The sequence below is a fragment of the Bacillus tuaregi genome, assembly GCF_900104575.1.
In the GTDB taxonomy this organism is placed as follows: Bacteria; Bacillota; Bacilli; order Bacillales; family Cytobacillaceae; genus Bacillus_BD; species Bacillus_BD tuaregi.
Genome location: NZ_LT629731.1, coordinates 2,519,472 through 2,537,536, shown reverse-complemented (window position 1 = coordinate 2,537,536; position 18,065 = coordinate 2,519,472). Strand labels below are relative to the sequence as shown.

The following is an 18,065-nucleotide window of genomic DNA, read 5'->3' as shown; positions in this document are numbered from 1 at the left end:
GCAAGGGGCTTGCGTTATTGAGACACATCCTCCATTGCTGACAAAGCTTTGATTCGTAGTGGAACATAGGTTGATCAACTATTTGTTTATCAACTGTCATTACTTAGCTGTAATACAGAAGAATGAAAACTAACATAAGTGGCAAAATATACGTATATTAAGTTTTTTTATATGCAAAATATGAAAAAGTTTGATATAAAATCAAATCACCAAGGAGGAAACAGAATGAAACTGAAAGCATTATTAACATCAATCTTTTTAGTGGGGTTATTAACTGCCTGCGGTGGTAATGATGACCAGGCAGCTGATGATCAGGATAAGGCTGCAACAGAAAATGAGGAGCAAGCAGAAGAAAAAGATGATAAAGCTGCTGCAGAAGAAACAGAAAATGAAGGTGAAGATAAGGAACAAACTACTGATGCATTAACAACAGCATCGATTGTAAATGAACCTGAAGCATTTAAAAAAGCCGTTACAGAAGAAGGTACTTGGATTATTGCTACATTAAATGATATGACTATTGATGAAGAAGTTCTAGTTGCCGGTGAATTCCATGATAAAAATGATGCAACAAAGGATGTATATCGTAAATTAGCTTTATATACACAGGATGAGGATCATAATATCATCGATTCTTTCACGCTAACTGTACCTAAAATGACTGTTCAAAGCCCGAACTTTAAGATTCAAGGTGGAACGGTTAAGGGTGATGTGCTGGTCGAAGCACAAGGTTTTACTTTAGATAAAACGGCTACAATCGATGGTAATTTAATCTTCGCTAATGAAGATGTGAAATCTTCAGCGACCATCGATGGAAAAGTATCCGGTTCTACAGATGTGAATCAATAATGAAAAAAGACGTATGCCATGCATGCGTCTTTTTTTATATGATCAAGTATTTACCCGGTTTTTAAGGTGAATATATTATGATAATAAGTTCACAAAATATACATATGAAAAACGGCTATGGATAAATAAAGTATGATAAATTATGTCTATAAAGTAATATTAACGTCCTAGGAGGAAACACACATGAAATTCAAAGCATTATTAGCATCAACTGTATTAGTAGGGACTTTAGCTGCCTGTGGCACAGAAGAAGAGAAGCCAGAAGAAGCAGCAGCAACAGAACCAACAGAAGAGAAAGCAGAAGAGAGCACTGATGTAGTAACAACAGCATCTATCGTATCTGAAGCGGATGCATTAGTAAAAGCATTAAGTGCAGAGGGAACTTGGATTGTAGCAACACTTAACGATATTACTGTTGACGAAGAAATCGTTGTTTCTGGTGAATTCCATAATAAAAACGATGCAGCACAGGATATTTATCGTAAACTTGCTCCATATACACAAGATGAAGACCACAATGTTCTTGAAAGATTCACTGTTACAGTCCCTAAAATGACTGTGCAGTCTGAAAACTTCAAAGTACAAGCTGGTACCGTTAAAGGTGATGTATTTGTTGAAGCGAATGGCTTTACTTTAACAGCAGATGCAACAATTGATGGAAATGTATACTTTGCTAGCGAAGATGTAAAGGCTGCAGCGGTTATCGAGGGTAAAGTAACAGGTGCTCAAGAAGTAGGAGCAGCTTCTGATGTTGTAACAACTGCTTCTATCGTAACAGAAGCAGATGCGCTTGTAGAGGCATTGAGTGCAGATGGAACATGGATTGTCGCTACGTTAAATGATATCAAATTGGATGAAGAAATTGTTGTAGATGGAGAATTCTATAATAAAGATGATAAGAGTAAGGGTATCTACCGCAAACTTGCTCCATATACACAAGATGAAGATCACAAAGTACTTGAAAGATTTACAGTAGAAGTACCAAAAATGACTGTGAAGTCTGAAAACTTTAAAGTGCAAGCTGGAACTGTAAAAGGTGATGTTTATGTACAAGCGAAAGGCTTTACATTAACGGCAGATGCAACAATTGATGGAAATGTATACTTTGCAAGCGAAGATGTAAAAGCTGCAGCAGTTATGGAAGGTAAAGTGACTGGAGCAACTGAAGTAAAAAAATAAAAGCTGTATAGAAATGTAAAAGGCGTTCTGTCCATTGGACAGAGCGCCTTTTTTGGAGAGCAGACAATTAGCATGGGTAATCATACCACTCATTTTCAACCCTTTTTAATGGAAAGATAATAACGCCACTCGAAAAAAGGGGGCAACGCTATGTTCAAATTTAGGGGGATGATGATGGGTATACTTAGTGGAAATCCAAAAGAAGAGCCGTTGCATTATGGTGAGGTTTTTGCGTTATGGACACACTTAAACGTGTCCAAAGCAGCTGTGGCTGCTTATGAGACGCTATTAAATCACATTGGTGATGAGGATTTAAAAAAACTGGTTGAGGATTTATTAGAAAATGGAACAAAGGTCGAAATTGAAGAGGTAGAAATGGTCTTAAAAGAAAATGGGGTTGGGCTACCTCCTACACCTCCTGAACGCCCAAAGGCATGCTTGGAGAATATTCCTCCAGGTGCACGTTTTATGGATGCAGAAATCGCTAATAAAATTAGTATGGATCTAGCTGCAGGTCTCATTAGCTGCAGTACCGTTATGGGTCAGTGTATTCGCGAGGATATTGCGATGATGTATGGACAATTTCATATGAAAAAGGCACAATATGCGGCGAAAGCGTTGAAGCTTCTGAAAGAGAAGGGCTGGCTCATACCACCTCCACTCCATTTAGACAAAGCGGAATGCTAATGGAAAGGAGAGGATGGCAGCATGTCTAAGGCTGGTGAATTTCAAAATATGGAGCAGTACCGAATGCCAAGCGCACTAAAACAACCAAAAAACTTTCATTACAGAGTAGGCTATACATCTACAACAGGAAATGAAACAAATGGAAAAGAAGAACCTGGAAAACGATCAGACTTAGAAAGCTAAACCTGATTGTTTCAAGCTGAATAATGATAAAAAACGCTTGATGGGCTTCATCAAGCGTTTTTTTTTAATGCTGTTTGTTTGGTAATTTAGCACTTGGCTTTCCATTTCCTTGGCGTTTACGATTTTGCTCGTCCTTTTGCTGTTTTTCATGCAATTTGGCCACAAATTCCTTTGTATTATCCAATCTACTACCTCCTTTATATGACGCTACTTGTTACTTTCTCCATTCCCGTTTAAAAAATGTATAAGCAAGAGTTTTTTACAGAGAGGGATAACAAAGATATGAAATTATAGTAATATAAAGAGATTAGAAGCGGACTTAGCAGGGAGGTACATATGAAAGGGCATTTTAAATTTATTAGTGTCATGCTAATTTTTGGCAGTATTGGCATTTTTGTTAAAAACATACAGCTTTCATCAAGTGAAATTGCTCTATACAGAGGTATGATTGGCGGAATATTTTTACTGGGTACCTGTTTTCTTATCAAGCAGAAGCTATCCTTAAAGCAAATCAGAGCAAATCTTCTTCTTTTGTTTTTATCAGGCGCTGCACTTGGGTTTAATTGGATTTTTTTATTTGAAGCCTACAAATATACAACTGTTTCAAACGCAACCTTAAGCTATTATTTTGCTCCTATCTTTGTCATGCTGCTTGCCCCAGTTTTCTTAAAGGAGAAGCTTACTAGAATGAAGGTCATGAGCATTGTAACGGCGATGCTTGGATTGTTCCTCGTTGTTGATATCAGTGTGGGAGAGGGTAATCTGTTACAGCATACAGTCGGTATCCTATATGGTTTATTAGCAGCAGCCTTTTATGCAAGTGTCATTTTAATGAATAAATTCATCAAAAATTTGTCAGGCTTTGAAACGACACTAGTCCAATTATGGGTTGCAGTCCTTGTGCTGCTGCCATATGTACTTATGAAAGAGTCCTTGGATGTTTCAGGAATGAATAAACAGACAATGCTGTTGATTTTAATCGTTGGTATTATTCATACAGGTATGGCTTATCTCATCTATTTTGCTTCAATAAAAGAGCTACAGGGACAAAGTATTGCGATTTTAAGCTATATAGATCCTATATCGGCTGTCATGATGGCGGCTATATTTTTGCAGGAAAGCATGAATCTGATTCAAATGATCGGCGGGCTGCTAATATTAGGTTCAACCTTATTAAGTGAAACCATCGATTCGAGGAAGCTAAGGCATAACTAAACAGTACACATTATTTTCCAATTGAGTTCAAATATGCACAAAAAAGCGAACAATCTGTTCGCTTTTTTTATTATAACTTAACATAATTTATTTATAGTAAAGTAAATATATAAAATTACACTATGTGCTAATTACACATGAATAGATAAAATCTCTTCGTCCCATATTTTACTTATGTCCTTCACTTTCGCTCAATATTACGGTTAAACAATCAACCACCTCAAATTACCTATTTCCTATGGTAAAAGCCTAATCTCTACACACTTACCCAATGATTGAATAGTCTATCTTAGATATATGGAGGAGGCGCATTCCCAATGGAATTTTTACAATTACCAATAAGGACCTCAGGAAACCGGAAGTTTGGACTAACTTCGATTATTGATAAGGGTACTCCAATTGGAGAATTAGAACTAATACTTAAAGATTATCATCACATGATTGACATCGCTAAATTTGGGATGGGAACGGCATATGTGACTCCCAACTTAAAAGAAAAAGTTAATTTGTATAAAAAATATGATATTAAGCCATATTTTGGCGGAACCTTGTTTGAAAAATGCTACTCCCAGCAAAAGCTCCCTGAGTATTTGAAGTGTGTAAAGGAGATGGGGATTGAGTGGGTAGAGGTTTCAAATGGTACGATTGATATTAACCTCGAAGAACGATTAAAGCTTATTAAAGAAATAAAAAATGATTACTTCGTTATTGCTGAGGTTGGTTCAAAGGATGCTTCTATGGAAATGACGGTCGAAGAGTGGCAGCAGGAAATCAAGCTTTTATTAGAAGCTGGATGCCAATACGTCATTACAGAAGGAAGAGATTCTGGGACTTCTGGAATATATGATCAACATGGTAGCTTAAAAGCCGATTTGATACGTCAGCTTGTCAAGGGTATTGATAGTACGAAGGTTATTTTTGAAGCGCCAACGTCTAAACATCAAAGCTTTTTTATTAATGAGCTTGGTGCAAATGTTAATTTAGGGAATGTAAACATTAAGGACATATTACTTTTAGAAACCCAAAGAAGTGGCTTGAGAAGTGATACGTTCGATTTGGAGGATCGTGAATGCAAGCAACCTTTATAAGACATTTACCAACGGAATGGAATAAGAAAGCTTGGCTTCAAGGAAGAAGGGACATTGCCATTTCTCCGTTGACAGGAAAGCAACAGGAGGAGATACAGAAAAATCAGCAGCTTCTAAGCCAATTGTCTCCGTTTGATTTGGTATTGGTCAGTACCTTGAAAAGGACTAATCAAACAGCCAGATTATATGGTTTTCATGCTAAAAAAGAAGGACTGTTAGATGAATTGGATTTTGGAGAATTTGAGGGACGACCAAAGGCAGAGCTAATGGAAGCATATGGAAGGCTGTGGACAGAAACTCCAAGCAAAATGACTTTAGGAGAAAGTGTACAGAACCTTGAATATCGAATTATCCGGTTTCTCGATAAATATAAAGAAAAAGAAAATATCCTGATTTTTGGTCACGGCTCATGGATTAGGGCCATTATTTCATATGCTCAATACGGACATATAAATAATATGAATAAGACGCAGGTCCGAAATAACGAATGTATTACATTATTATTGGATGGATTGAGAATCGAGTAGAGGAACGGAGGGCTCCGAGTTGTCAGAGATTATATCGTATGAAAATTGGAATGACAGTAAGGTTGAAGTTTTGTTGGACCATCTAAAGGATTATTTTGAGGTACTGAAATGGGCCTTTAAAGAATATGGTGAGGACATTGTCTATGCCTGCAGCTTTGGTGCAGAGGGAATCGTATTAATTGATTTAATATCTAAGGTGAACAAGAAGGCAAAAATTATTTTTCTAGATACAGGACTTCATTTTCAAGAGACATACGAGCTGATTGAGAAAGTCAAAGCACGCTATCCTTTGCTCCAAATAACCAGCGTCAAACCTGTAAGCTCCTTAGATGAGCAGGCAAAATGGTACGGCGAAGAGCTATGGAAACACAATCCCAATCTTTGCTGCCACATGCGTAAGGTCGTTCCGCTTACAGAAGCATTAAAGGATACCAAGGCTTGGATATCTGGTCTAAGGAGGGAGCAATCTAAATCAAGAAGTAAAACACAATTTATCAATAAAGATGACAAATTCCATAGGGTTAAAATCTGTCCTCTTATCCATTGGACATGGGAGGATATTCTAACCTATATCCAATTGAACAAATTGCCCTATAATCCATTACATGAGAAAGGCTATCCGAGTATTGGCTGCGCTCCTTGTACACAATCAGTTTCAGAAAATGGAGATCAACGTGCAGGACGTTGGGCCGGGACGTCAAAGTCAGAGTGTGGTCTACATCAAAAGTAGTTTACCTTCATTCAGTAGCAAGTCCGATGGACAAATTTGATAGGAAGATTCCTAACGGGATCTTCCATATTTTTGCATCAACACAAAATCAAACATGTATGAAAGAATAAAAACCTAATAATAGCACACCCTAATATATAAAAGGAGATGATCAAGTGAAACATTTAAAAGCATTAGCCATTAAATTCATTTCTACACTTGCTCTTTTGTATGTTATTCTAGGATTATTTTATCGTATGGAATTTGGGAATGTCTTTCTGATTTCGTTAGTATTAGGAATAGTCTCTTATATCATTGGAGATATGCTGATACTACCAAGAACGAATAATACAGTCGCAACGTTGGCAGATTTTGGACTAGCCTTATTGGTTATTTGGTTTATGAGTGAGAGCTTCACACGCGGTGATAGTATTTTTACCGTGCCATTACTAGCTTCCTTAGGTGTTACACTGTTTGAGTATTTCTTTCATAAATATGTAGCCAATCATGTTACAAGAGAGGATCAAGAGCAGCTTAACCCATCTACAAGCTCGATTTCAAACGGAGGCAGCTGAAGAACTGACCCCGCAGAGAAAAGATGTTAGTGGAAATCGTAATCAAAAAGATTAAGTAATGAAAAAACATCTGAATCAAAAATTCAGATGTTTTTTAGTTTTGGGCGATGGTAAACACACTCCCCATTACGATGTAGTGGGGAGTTCGATTGGTTATATTTCAATGATGATGGGGAGGATCATTGGCTTTCTTTTTGTTTCAGCATAGACATATTGTCCGACTGTTTTCTTAATCGTTTGTTTAACCACTTTCCATTGCTGATGTTTCTTTTCCTTTTGTAAATCTTCTAGGGCTTTTTTTGTTAATTGATTTACTTCCTTCATAATCTCCTCGGAGTCCTTTACAAACACAAAGCCACGGGAGATGGTATCTGGTTCGGAAATTAATTTTCCATCTGTTTTACTGATGGTTAAGACAATGACGACCATACCATCCTCAGAAAGCTGTCTGCGGTCACGCAGTATGATGTCGCCAACATCGCCAACACCCCAGCCGTCAACATAGGTATCACCGGCAGGTACTTTCCTTGTTTGGCGGGCTGCTCCATGTTGAATATCGACCACATCGCCGTTCTTTATGATAAAGGTATGACCCTTTTCGACTCCGACGGACTCAGCTAAAAGGCGGTGATGATGCAGCATTCTATATTCACCATGAATGGGAATAAAATAAGTAGGCTTCATCAATGTCAGCATTAGTTTTAAGTCCTCCTGATATCCATGGCCTGACACATGCATGCCTGTCTTACTTGAACCACCATATATCACTTTTGCACCAAGCTCAAATAAATTATCAACGATACGTGATACACTTTTTTCATTCCCGGGAATGGGGGAAGCCGCTAGGATAACTGTATCGTTTGGAAGTATGGTTATATCTCGATAACTGGAACTGGAAAGCCGTGAAAGAGCTGCTAAAGGTTCGCCCTGGCTACCTGTGCAAAGTATGACTACCTTATCTGCCGGCAGCTCATTTACCTGGTAGGGTTCAATGAGCATATCATCTGGAATATCGATATAACCGCGTTCCATTGCCACTGAAACCACATTGACCATGCTTCGTCCAAGCAGACAAAGCTTCCGATTTGTTTTTGCTGCTGATTCGACGATTTGCTGTACGCGATTAATATTGGAAGCAAAAGTAGAAATGATAATTTTTTGCTCTGCCTTTAAAAATTCCTCCTCGATATGCCCGCCGACAAGCATCTCAGAAGGCGTTAAACCAGGACGTTCTGCATTCGTGCTTTCAGAAATGAGGGCAAGAACCCCTTGATTGCCTATATCCGCCATTTTGTGGATATCTGAATACTGATGATTGACAGGTGTCATATCAAACTTAAAGTCGCCGGTATGAACAACATTTCCTTCTGGTGTATGAAAAACAACCCCTAAGCAGTCTGGGATACTATGACTGATACGAAAAAAGCTTGTACTAATGTGACCAAGCTCAAGCCTTGAGTTAGTGTCAATCGGAATCAATTGTGTATCACGCAATAGCTTATGCTCATCTAATTTTAGTTCAATTAATCCTAGCGTAAACCGTGTCCCGTAAATAGGGACGTTCAATTTTTTTAATAAGTATGGAATTCCACCAATATGATCCTCATGACCATGTGTCAAAATTAAGGCACGGATATGCTCCTTGTTTTCCTCCAAATAGCTGATATCCGGGATGATAAGATCAATCCCTAACAAGCTCTCATCAGGGAACTTACCACCGCAGTCAATGATGACGATATCCTTTCCATACTGGACTACATACATATTTTTACCAATTTCATTAATGCCGCCTAAGGCAAAAATGGATAAATTATTTTCACTCATCTTCCTCGCTCCTCTTTGGAATCAATATTCATAGTATCCCAACCAAGGTGTCAAAAAATGTATGCATACTACAGATGCTGAGTGGATATTTCACGATGTTATCAACATATCTGATCATTCTTCCTTTTATTTTAGATAAGCTGTCCTTCTTACGTGTCTTGCTGCATATATTAGACCAAGCAGAGTGTTTAGGAGGAAAAATATGTTTCAATTTTTGGAAAAAGCCATTATAGGAATGGCTCTATTAAGAATGCTGTCTGGCAGTATTGAGATTTTCGTTGCCATATTGTTTATAAAATATAATGATATCGAAAAGGCATTGATGATAAATAGCTCACTGGCCTTAATAGGACCAATTATTTTGATTGTAACGACAACCATCGGATTAGTTGGTATTGCGGATAAAATTTCATTTGTTAAGCTGCTGTGGATATTTGGTGGGGTGGCATGTATTCTTTATGGAGTTAAAAGCAATTAATGGTACATAGGGTATAAAAAAAGCGCCAAAACAGCGCTTTTTTTATTATCGGTCAGGGTCCTTTGGCTTCAGAATCCGTGGACGGCGATTTTTTAATGGAATGGGTGATCTTAATAGTACATCTCGAAATGCACGAATATTAAATGGGATGAAAGGCCATAAATATGGCACACCAAATGAATTCATCCGAGTTAGCATGATAATGAACAATACGATACCAATAATATAACCATATGTATGGAAAATAGCAGTCAGCAGCAATAATCCGATACGTACGAGTCGATTGGCTAAACTAAGCTCATAGCTTGGTGTGGCAAAGGTCCCAATTGCAGCAATAGAAAAATACAAGATGACTTCATTGGTAAACAGACCGACCTCAACCGCTATTTGACCAATCATTAATGCAGCAACAAGTCCAAGCGCTGTAGCGAGTGAAGTAGGAGTGTGTATGGCCGCCATTCGTAGCATATCCATCCCGACTTCTATGAGTAAAAATTGCAACAGTAAAGGAATTTGCCCAGGGTCATTTGGACCGATAAAATCAATCTGCTCCGGAACAAGTCCTGGCTCAATATTTAGTAAATACCATAGTGGCATTAAAAAAATCGAACCAAAAATAGCCAAATAACGAACAAAACGAAGATAGGCACCAGTAATCGGTTTATTCCGATATTCCTCTGCATGCTGGACATGATGCCAGAAGGTAACCGGTGTAATCATAGCAGAAGGTGACCCATCCGTAAAAATAATAACATGACCTTCAAAAAGATGGGTGGCCGCAGTATCTGGCCGCTCGGTATAACGTACTACTGGAAATGGGTTCCAATAGCCACCTGAAATATATTCTTCGATGGTTTTATCAGCCATCGGCAGTCCATCTGTGTCAATTTCACTCAAGGTATCCTTCAATTTCTTTATCATTTTCGGATCAGCAATATCCTCAATATAACAAACAACAATATCGGTTTTGGAGCGCCTGCCTAACTGCATAAATTCCATTCGCAATGTTCGGTCCCGAACTCGTCTTCTCGTTAAGGCTGTGTTAAAGACAATGGTTTCCACGAAGCCATCTCTAGAGCCCCTAACAACCCGTTCTGTATCAGGCTCTTCTGGACCTCTGACAGGGTATGTCCTGGCATCAATTAAAATGACCTCATCAATTCCGTCTACAACAAAAGCAGTTGGTCCAGACAAAACGGTATCAACCACTTTGTTTAAATCATCGGTTGTATCAATCTCTACATAGGGAATATACGTTTTTAGAAGATTTTTTAAGACATCCTTTTCCAGATCTTCTTTTTTCACTTTAGCCAAGAACTTCATTAATAAATGAAGAAGATCGTCTTTGATTAGACCATCAACGAGAAAAAGTGCCATTTTCACTTCGGCATATTCAACATCCAAATGGATGATATCAAAGCTTTTGCCAACACCAAGCTCCTGCCTTAAATAGGCTACGTTGTCTTCAATATTGGTTGTAGCAAGTTTTTTATTGTTAGCTTTTTCTTCCATAATTCACCTCAAAAACAACCTCTTCTTATTTTCCCATTTTTGGTGGCTACTTTCATGATAGACATTAGTAGGAAAAATCATACTATCTACAAGCATTTCTCTTTTTTTAAAAAAGTGGCAAAAGTTTCAATAATAGAAGTTATCCATTTCACAAGGAATTCTCAGCTTAAATCAGCTTAAATCCGCTAATGAGGATCATTAAAGCCAGGATTGCTCGTAAAGGTTTTGCTGGTAATTTGGAGGAAAGAGTACTACCCAGGATGACGCCTGGAATCGAACCGAGCAGGAGATTAAACATTAACAGGTAATCTACATTTCCTATACCAGCATGTAATAGTCCGGCTACGGTTACCAATAGGAAGGCATGGGCAATATCAGTCCCAACCAGTTCAGCAGGAGTCAGCCTGTAGAGAAAGATCATGACTAAGGCAAATAATGAGCCAGAGCCAATGGAGGTTAAGCCAACAATAAATCCTAAGACAGCCCCTATCGTGATGGTTAAGGCTTTTTTTTCAGATAGTGATTTCATCTGGACAGAATTGATTTGATATTTGTCATTCATAAAGGTTTTGATCAGAGTTGTTAAAGCAACTAGAATCAATACATAACCTAAAGCATGTTTGATAATTTCCTCTTGATTATGAAAAAAGGTATCAAACAAATGGAGCAGACCGACTGCGCAGGCAGCGCTAGGGATGCTGCCGATGGCAAGATATTTAACTAAACGTACATTAATCGTTTTTTGCCGCCAATGCTGAACAGAACCAAAAAATTTCGTTATCGAATTATAAGCCAGGTCCGTTCCAACTGCAACTGTAGGATTAATGCCTAGAAGTATTAATACCGGTGTTAACAAGGCAGCTCCTCCAACACCGGTCAGACCAACTAGAAAACCTACTAATAGGCCCATCACAATAATCGCTATACTCATCAAGAAGCACTCTCCAAACAAAAATTATATACTCAATTTATGTTCTAGGGATTTGCCTTGTGACACCTTGTTTCTTGAAATAGGATATAGAAAAAGCCCAGCCATTCCCGGCTGGACTTGCATCATACTGTGTTATTGTTTGCTGAGTACAGGTTATTTCTCTTTCTCATTTTCTTTTTCTTCATTCAGCTTAATTTGTTTACAGCCTACATAGAGACAGGAAAGAATATCTAAATCGGGTTTTGCCTTCGCAAGACCTTTAATATATGGTGTCACTAAATCTTTAAAATCCGCTGCTACGCCCTCTTCTTCCAATATTCCATAGACATATAGTTTTTTCTCATCAAATAAAAATGCTACATTGCCAACAGCCTTTTCAGCCGAATCCAATACATTTAGAACTTGAAACTCTGGAGTCATGACTTCAGGTGAAAAATAGATTTGCAACTTTTTCCAGCTCCTTACGTAAACTGTAGTTTTTCAAACAATGTATCTTTATCTTTTTCCTTTTCCTTGGAAGACTGTTTTTTCCCAACATGTATAAACGCGATACACAATAAACCAACTAGGAAGGTTAGAGAAGCAGTTGAGACAAACATTCCAGTACGGGACCATTCCATCATAGCCCCGTAAATGGGTGGTCCAACAGCGACCCCTAGAAAGCGGACAGAACCATATAAAGATGTAACAAAACCCCGTTGATTCATTGAGACAGAGCCGGTAATGAAGCTGTTAATACATGGTAAAGCAAGTCCTGTTCCAATAGAACTAATGACTAATATGGCAAAAAAGGGAACGAGCTTTGTAAAGAAAACGAGTACACCAAAGGAAACGGTCATAAGGAACAGACCTAATACAATTAATTTCTTCATCAACTTCATATTTTTACCAATTTTACTGCCGGTAATATAGGATGTGGTGGTCATAAATAATAAAGGAATGGCTAATATACTTCCTTTTAGCACACCATCAATTTTATAGTCCTTCTCAAGAATGTCGGAGATGTAAAATAAGATCCCAAATAAGGTAAATAAACAGGTGGCCCCTGCTAAATAAGCTACAAACAGCCAGCGCCCCTCTGCTTTGAAAACCGAGACAAGGCTTTTAACATATTTTCCAAATGCAGGAGGTTCCTTTTTCTTTTTCTTTTCTTTAATAAAAAAGATGGTTAACAGAATGGAGATGAGGCAAAAAATCGGAAAAGCAAAAAAAGCCGCGTACCAAAATAACAGAGCTAACAAAGAGCCAATAATGGGACTGACAACCTTTCCAAATCCATTCGATGCTTCGACTAAACCGAGTACCTTGCTTTGCTCTCCTCCCTTAAATAAATCACCTGTTAAAGCCATTGCCATTGAAGTAGTCCCTGCAGCTCCAATTCCCTGCATAATCCTCCCGGCCAGAATCCACGTATAGGCATTAGTAAACCAAGCCGCCGCTGCCCCTGCTAAAATCCCGCCGCTGCCGTATAAAATAAGAGCAGGTATAACGACTGCTTTACGTGAAAACCGGTCAGAAAAATAACCTAGGATCGGAATCATGATAGCCGCGGAAATTGAGAAGACGCTGATGATTAAGCTTGTCTGAAATTGTGACAACGCTAATTCTGATTTCATTTTTGGAAGAATGGGAATTAACATCGAATTCCCTAAAACCAGAATGAGCGGAATTGACCCAATTGCAGCAATGGTCATTCCTTTATGTTTTTGCTTTGGCAATGAAAGTACACCCCCAACAATAAGAATAAGCTTTTCTATTATTAGATAGGTGACACGTGATTATTCAAATTCAGACGCCTAATTTTAGTAGGAAAAAGCCCATAATCTACACAATCACCCATTTTTTGAATACTCTAGTTTTAGACTAGAAGCGAATGTAACTTTAGCTTGTATGTAAAATGATCGTCTAGGGGAGGAAAAGGCTGTGTATGAAAATTATCCGCATGGCGGTAAGCTAGTGAATCGAATCGATCGATTAATGAAAATAGATTCTTCTCTAAAAAATGTTGAATTAGGGAATATGGAGCTAAGTGATATGGAGTTAATCGCCAATGGAGCCTACAGTCCCCTTGAAGGATTTATGGAGCAAAAGGATTATGAATCTGTTATTCAAAGGATGAGACTGTCCAATGGTTTGCCGTGGTCTATCCCGATTACATTAGCCGTTGATAAACAGAAAGTGATGGAGCTCAACGTTGGAGAGACCATAAATCTTACTCATAATGGGACTGTCTATGGAGTAATGAAAGTGAAGGAAATCTTCCTTCCAGATAAAAAGGTAGAAGCTGAAAAGGTATATCAAACAACCGATCTAAACCATCCAGGTGTAAAAAAATTATTTGAGCGCCCTGATGTTTATTTAGCAGGTCCGATTACCCTAAGGAAAAGGCCTAAGCATAACCAATTTAAGCAATATCATTTAGATCCCATTCAAACAAGGGAAATGTTTAATCAACTGGGTTGGAAAACCGTTGTTGGATTTCAAACACGTAACCCGATTCATCGAGCCCATGAATATATTCAAAAAACCGCATTAGAAATGGTGGATGGATTATTTTTAAATCCATTGGTAGGTGAAACCAAATCTGATGATATTCCAAGCGAAATACGGATGAAGAGCTACCAGGCTTTGCTCGAGAATTATTATCCGAAAGATCGTGTATTTATGTCAGTATTCTCTGCTGCCATGCGGTATGCAGGCCCGAGAGAAGCTATTTTCCACGCGATTGTCCGGAAAAATTTTGGCTGTACACATTTTATTGTCGGTCGTGATCATGCTGGTGTGGGAAATTATTATGGAACTTATGATGCCCAAAATATTTTTCATCATTTTAAGGAAGAAGAGTTGGGAATAAAACCGTTATTTTTTGAGCACAGCTTTTTTTGTAAGAAGTGTGAAAATATGGCATCAGAAAAAACCTGCCCGCATGCAACGGAAGATCGAATCATCCTCTCAGGGACAGCTGTAAGGGCGATGTTGAAAAACGGACAGCATCCGCCTAAAGAATTCAGCCGCAAAGAAGTAGTGGAAATTTTAATTGAAGGTATGAGAAAAGCATATACAAAATCATAAAGGATGAAGGTTATGAAAGCTAATAATATTACCTGGCATCATATGACCGTTACAAAGAAAAACCGTTATCATTTAAATGGTCATAAAAGCTGTGTGCTTTGGTTTACTGGACTTTCAGGTTCTGGAAAATCGACCCTGGCAAATGCAGTTGATTATGCCTTGTTTCAACAAAAGGTTAGAAGTTATGTTTTAGACGGTGATAATATCCGTCATGGCCTAAACCGAGATTTAAATTTTGATGAGGATGATCGGAAAGAGAATATTCGCCGCATTGGTGAAGTGGCAAAGCTATTTGTAGACAGCGGCGTTATTGTCTCTTCAGCCTTTATTTCCCCTTTCCGAGCTGATCGTCAATTGGTAAGAAGGATGTTCGAACAGGGAGAGTTTATTGAAGTCTTTGTTCATTGTCCAATTCAGGTCTGTGAAAATCGAGATCCAAAGGGGTTATATAGGCGAGCGAGAATAGGAGAGATTCCTCAATTCACCGGTATTAGTTCACCATATGAAAAACCCGATTATCCAGAGCTTTTTATCGATACCAATGAAATGACGATTCAACAATCGGTGCAGAGAATATTGAGTTATTTGAAGGAAAAGCAGATCTTATCCTAGGATCTGCTATCTTTTGCGCCAACTAGGGGCAAGCAGCTTCATTTTTTGTATGGGTAGGTGATAGATAGTGTCAATCATATTAGTTGAAATGAATTGGCAAATAATTGCAAAGAAAACAATTTTATAATCAATTACAAGCGATGTTAAGACAAAAATGAAGAAGTTAATTGCAAGCATGACTTTACCAGGACTCCATTTTTTATAGGAGGCAATCATAACAGCTGGAATAGCCATACCTCCACTGGAAGCACCTGCTCTTATAAGGATACCAACTCCAATTCCAAAGAATAGACTTCCGGCTCCAATATCAAATAGGATATGGATATGTGGTAATGGAAGGTGAGCGGTTAGGATACTGACAGTTGTAGATGTGATAGCTACTGCAAGAATAGTCCTGACTGTCCATGTGAAACCAAAGTAATTTAGTGCAAATAATAAAAAGAATATATTTGCCAACCATAAGGAAAAGCCTAAGGACAAACCAAACCAATGATTTAATAGGATGGCAATGCCAGCGCCGCCACCAGATGGAATAGAGTGAGGAAATAAAAATAAGGACATGGACATGCCTTGGATAGTCGCTCCAAAAAGCAGTGCTGTGTAAGTGTATATACCCCTTCTCATCTTGTATATGTAGAATTCCTCAATATTCCCATATGTATAACCCCTTTCTTAATGCAACCCTATATGGTAATGAATTAGCTCTGGAACGGAAGTCAATAACCAAGATTAACAGAGTCTTTGATTGAGGAAAGCTTTTCCTATTAATACATATGAAGGAGAGGAAAAAATAAGGACAAGTTCTTTGGTAAACTGAAATTTTTCATAAACCTTTCTAAATGGGGAAACTTTACAACGATAACGATGAATGAAAGAAAATCCGATGGAGACGATAGGTATGAAAGGGGTGGGAAGGTCATGAAAAAACAACCACAAACGAATGAACCGACACTTGCTGAAGGAATCAATACAGAAGACAATTTACAGCAAGAGGCAAATGAAAAGGAAATTAATACTGGAGAATATACGAAGGTATTTACTTTAGCATTAGATGAAAACAATCCAAGCTAACTCCCAGCACCGTTTAAGGCGGTGTTTTTTCATATTTATAAAATAGAAAGGAAGAAGACGATTGGCCGAGTTAACATTATTCGTAAAGGAAGCGATAGAGGAGTGTCCAATTCATAGATTAGAAACTGCTTTAATGGTTATGAACGGAATTGAAAGAGCATTAGTTGATGTTCAGGATGGGGAGGTTAAAATAAAATACAATGATAAAAAGATATCACAGGATAACATTAAAACGAAAATCGAGGAATGTGGATTTCATCTTGTTCAGTGAATGATTCAAGAGTGCCATAAATATGATGGATAATCGAATAAGAATAGGGTGATAAAAGGAAACTAAATGATGTAAAAGCTGTCGATTTGTAAGCGGATTCTCTAGCTTTGACTAACTGTAAATAAACATAAAAGGGTTGATAAAATGCCACTTAATCAACAGCAATTAGCTGAATTTCGTTCAACTTTATTAGGGATGAAAGAGGACATTGATAAACGCCAGAAAGATAATGATAGGTTTGACTTGAATAAAGGGCATTATCATGAATCAATGGGGGAATTATCAAGCTATGATAATCATCCTGCTGATGAAGCTACAGACCTTTATGAGAGAGAGAAGGATGTTGCCTTACACCAGCATCAGGATTATGAGCTAGAAAACATTGTTGCAGCTCTAACCGCAATGGAAAATGGTTCATATGGACAATGTTTAACCTGCCAACAAGAGATTCCGCTTGAAAGATTGGCAGCTCTGCCAAGCACTCTATATTGCAAACAGCACAGTCCAGATCAAACGATTTCGACAAATCGTCCGATTGAAGAAGGCGTATTAATGCCCCCATTCGGGAAGTTTGCGATGGATGGACAAGATGAAAATGTGGCTTTTGATGCAGAGGATTCCTGGCAGGAGGTTGCCCAATGGGGTACTTCTGAAACACCATCTGATTTTGAATTTCCTTCGGAGAGCTATCATGATACATTTTTAGATTATGATGAGAATGTTGGTTATGTGGAGGATTATGAGAATTTTGTTGGTACTGACATAGAAGGAAAAAATATTACCATTTATCCAACTGAAAAGCATCAAAAATATGAAGAGGCTCTAGATGAAGAAGGAATCATGACAACCTTCGGTGACCTGCCTGCCTATGAACATGATCCTTATGTAAATGATCAGCGTACAGAAGAGGAATGAAAATAAGGTAAGGGGTGAGATCAATGGACCAATCACTTGAATATTTGCTGGAAATTTTGTCAGGTCATACAGAACATGATTCAGTTGGGAAAAGTCTATTTCATAAGATTTCTTCGCATGATTATGCTTCAGAAGAAAACTTTGCCCGAGCATTGTCTCAAGAGGAAAGTCAATATTTGAATCAAATTCTCACAGAAGCAATCGATTATTCTCAGCAGGAAAAGGATTATGTAAGAGCACGCCATCTAAATGAAGTATATGAACTGCTGCTTATCTAAATGAAGGACGACAGCCAAAAAGGAGCCGTGTGCAAATGGATCTTTTTTGGCTGTTTTCATATCGCTGATAAAAGGAAATGGTGTTGTAA

The 18,065-nt window shown here is 38.1% G+C and carries 23 protein-coding genes; 16 read left to right on the top strand and 7 right to left on the bottom strand.

Annotated elements, in window-relative coordinates; all coding sequences use genetic code 11:
- Positions 1-225: 225 nt before the first annotated feature.
- The 4 genes from BQ5321_RS14500 (at position 226) to BQ5321_RS24475 (ending at position 2,898) form a co-directional block, all read left to right on the top strand.
- Complete coding sequence (locus BQ5321_RS14500) at positions 226-849, top strand: hypothetical protein (protein ID WP_187143750.1); 624 nt, start codon at positions 226-228, stop codon at positions 847-849.
- A 183-nt stretch (positions 850-1,032) separates the two neighbouring features.
- Positions 1,033-2,028 (top strand): polymer-forming cytoskeletal protein, encoded by a 996-nt coding sequence (locus BQ5321_RS24480; protein WP_071395148.1) that lies wholly within the window; start codon positions 1,033-1,035, stop codon positions 2,026-2,028.
- Positions 2,029-2,202: 174 nt separating this feature from the next.
- Positions 2,203-2,715 (top strand): DUF3231 family protein, encoded by a 513-nt coding sequence (locus BQ5321_RS14490; RefSeq protein ID WP_071396932.1) that lies wholly within the window; start codon positions 2,203-2,205, stop codon positions 2,713-2,715.
- Positions 2,716-2,736: 21 nt separating this feature from the next.
- Positions 2,737-2,898, top strand: coding sequence for a hypothetical protein (locus BQ5321_RS24475; RefSeq protein ID WP_187143749.1), 162 nt, complete (start codon positions 2,737-2,739; stop codon positions 2,896-2,898).
- A gap of 64 nt (positions 2,899-2,962) precedes the next feature.
- On the opposite strand, the gene BQ5321_RS14485 is transcribed toward BQ5321_RS24475, so the two are convergent.
- Entirely contained in the window at positions 2,963-3,082 is a 120-nt protein-coding gene (locus BQ5321_RS14485) for a DUF4023 domain-containing protein (protein ID WP_071395147.1), read from the bottom strand.
- A gap of 152 nt (positions 3,083-3,234) precedes the next feature.
- Between BQ5321_RS14485 and BQ5321_RS14480 the strand changes: the two genes are divergently transcribed.
- The 5 genes from BQ5321_RS14480 to BQ5321_RS14460 all read left to right on the top strand — a co-directional run bounded on the left by BQ5321_RS14480 (position 3,235) and on the right by BQ5321_RS14460 (position 7,012).
- Positions 3,235-4,113 carry a DMT family transporter gene (locus BQ5321_RS14480; protein ID WP_071395146.1) on the top strand — a complete coding sequence of 293 codons (879 nt, stop codon included), beginning with the start codon at positions 3,235-3,237 and terminating at the stop codon, positions 4,111-4,113.
- A gap of 317 nt (positions 4,114-4,430) precedes the next feature.
- Positions 4,431-5,201 (top strand): phosphosulfolactate synthase, encoded by a 771-nt coding sequence (locus BQ5321_RS14475; RefSeq protein WP_071395145.1) that lies wholly within the window; start codon positions 4,431-4,433, stop codon positions 5,199-5,201.
- Positions 5,183-5,728, top strand: a complete 546-nt coding sequence (locus tag BQ5321_RS14470) for a histidine phosphatase family protein (protein ID WP_071395144.1) — start codon at positions 5,183-5,185, stop codon at positions 5,726-5,728. The genes BQ5321_RS14475 and BQ5321_RS14470 overlap by 19 nt, the downstream gene beginning before the upstream one ends.
- A 19-nt stretch (positions 5,729-5,747) precedes the next feature.
- Positions 5,748-6,458: a phosphoadenylyl-sulfate reductase gene (locus BQ5321_RS14465; RefSeq protein WP_139187808.1), complete on the top strand. Its 711-nt coding sequence runs from the start codon at positions 5,748-5,750 to the stop codon at positions 6,456-6,458.
- Between the two features lie 155 nt (positions 6,459-6,613).
- Entirely contained in the window at positions 6,614-7,012 is a 399-nt protein-coding gene (locus BQ5321_RS14460) for a YndM family protein (protein ID WP_234978413.1), read from the top strand.
- Between the two features lie 153 nt (positions 7,013-7,165).
- On the opposite strand, the gene BQ5321_RS14455 is transcribed toward BQ5321_RS14460, so the two are convergent.
- Complete coding sequence (locus BQ5321_RS14455; RefSeq protein WP_071395143.1) at positions 7,166-8,836, bottom strand: ribonuclease J; 1,671 nt, start codon at positions 8,834-8,836, stop codon at positions 7,166-7,168.
- A 202-nt stretch (positions 8,837-9,038) separates the two neighbouring features.
- On the opposite strand from BQ5321_RS14455, the gene BQ5321_RS14450 reads away from it, so the two are divergent.
- Complete coding sequence (locus tag BQ5321_RS14450) at positions 9,039-9,314, top strand: YqhV family protein (RefSeq protein ID WP_071395142.1); 276 nt, start codon at positions 9,039-9,041, stop codon at positions 9,312-9,314.
- A 45-nt stretch (positions 9,315-9,359) separates the two neighbouring features.
- Here the strand turns inward: BQ5321_RS14450 and BQ5321_RS14445 are convergent, their stop codons facing one another.
- The 4 genes from BQ5321_RS14445 to BQ5321_RS14430 form a co-directional block, all read right to left on the bottom strand.
- A complete protein-coding gene (locus tag BQ5321_RS14445) occupies positions 9,360-10,826 on the bottom strand; it encodes a spore germination protein (protein WP_071395141.1) in 1,467 nt (488 codons plus the stop codon).
- Positions 10,827-10,992: 166 nt separating this feature from the next.
- A complete protein-coding gene (locus BQ5321_RS14440; protein ID WP_071395140.1) occupies positions 10,993-11,757 on the bottom strand; it encodes a sulfite exporter TauE/SafE family protein in 765 nt (254 codons plus the stop codon).
- A gap of 153 nt (positions 11,758-11,910) precedes the next feature.
- Positions 11,911-12,204: a hypothetical protein gene (locus BQ5321_RS14435; protein WP_071395139.1), complete on the bottom strand. Its 294-nt coding sequence runs from the start codon at positions 12,202-12,204 to the stop codon at positions 11,911-11,913.
- A gap of 14 nt (positions 12,205-12,218) precedes the next feature.
- On the bottom strand, positions 12,219-13,451 hold the full coding sequence (locus BQ5321_RS14430; RefSeq protein ID WP_234978474.1) for an MFS transporter: 1,233 nt from the start codon (positions 13,449-13,451) through the stop codon (positions 12,219-12,221).
- A gap of 229 nt (positions 13,452-13,680) precedes the next feature.
- On the opposite strand from BQ5321_RS14430, the gene sat reads away from it, so the two are divergent.
- Together sat and cysC are read left to right on the top strand one after the other, a co-directional pair.
- Positions 13,681-14,829: a sulfate adenylyltransferase gene (gene sat / locus BQ5321_RS14425; RefSeq protein WP_139187807.1), complete on the top strand. Its 1,149-nt coding sequence runs from the start codon at positions 13,681-13,683 to the stop codon at positions 14,827-14,829.
- A gap of 12 nt (positions 14,830-14,841) precedes the next feature.
- The gene (gene cysC, locus BQ5321_RS14420) at positions 14,842-15,441 is read left to right on the top strand and encodes an adenylyl-sulfate kinase (RefSeq protein ID WP_084786817.1); all 600 of its coding nucleotides are present in this window, start codon (positions 14,842-14,844) and stop codon (positions 15,439-15,441) included.
- 6 nt (positions 15,442-15,447) lie between these two features.
- Here cysC and BQ5321_RS14415 read toward each other — a convergent pair whose 3' ends face one another.
- Complete coding sequence (locus tag BQ5321_RS14415; protein ID WP_071395136.1) at positions 15,448-16,065, bottom strand: YitT family protein; 618 nt, start codon at positions 16,063-16,065, stop codon at positions 15,448-15,450.
- A gap of 294 nt (positions 16,066-16,359) precedes the next feature.
- On the opposite strand from BQ5321_RS14415, the gene BQ5321_RS24470 reads away from it, so the two are divergent.
- The 4 genes from BQ5321_RS24470 (at position 16,360) to BQ5321_RS14395 (ending at position 17,976) form a co-directional block, all read left to right on the top strand.
- Positions 16,360-16,512 (top strand): hypothetical protein, encoded by a 153-nt coding sequence (locus BQ5321_RS24470; protein WP_187143748.1) that lies wholly within the window; start codon positions 16,360-16,362, stop codon positions 16,510-16,512.
- A 61-nt stretch (positions 16,513-16,573) separates the two neighbouring features.
- Positions 16,574-16,783 (top strand): heavy-metal-associated domain-containing protein, encoded by a 210-nt coding sequence (locus BQ5321_RS14405; RefSeq protein WP_071395134.1) that lies wholly within the window; start codon positions 16,574-16,576, stop codon positions 16,781-16,783.
- Positions 16,784-16,927: 144 nt separating this feature from the next.
- Positions 16,928-17,698, top strand: coding sequence for a TraR/DksA C4-type zinc finger protein (locus BQ5321_RS14400; RefSeq protein WP_071395133.1), 771 nt, complete (start codon positions 16,928-16,930; stop codon positions 17,696-17,698).
- A gap of 23 nt (positions 17,699-17,721) precedes the next feature.
- Complete coding sequence (locus BQ5321_RS14395) at positions 17,722-17,976, top strand: sigma-G-dependent sporulation-specific acid-soluble spore protein CsgA (RefSeq protein WP_071395132.1); 255 nt, start codon at positions 17,722-17,724, stop codon at positions 17,974-17,976.
- Positions 17,977-18,065: the final 89 nt, after the last annotated feature.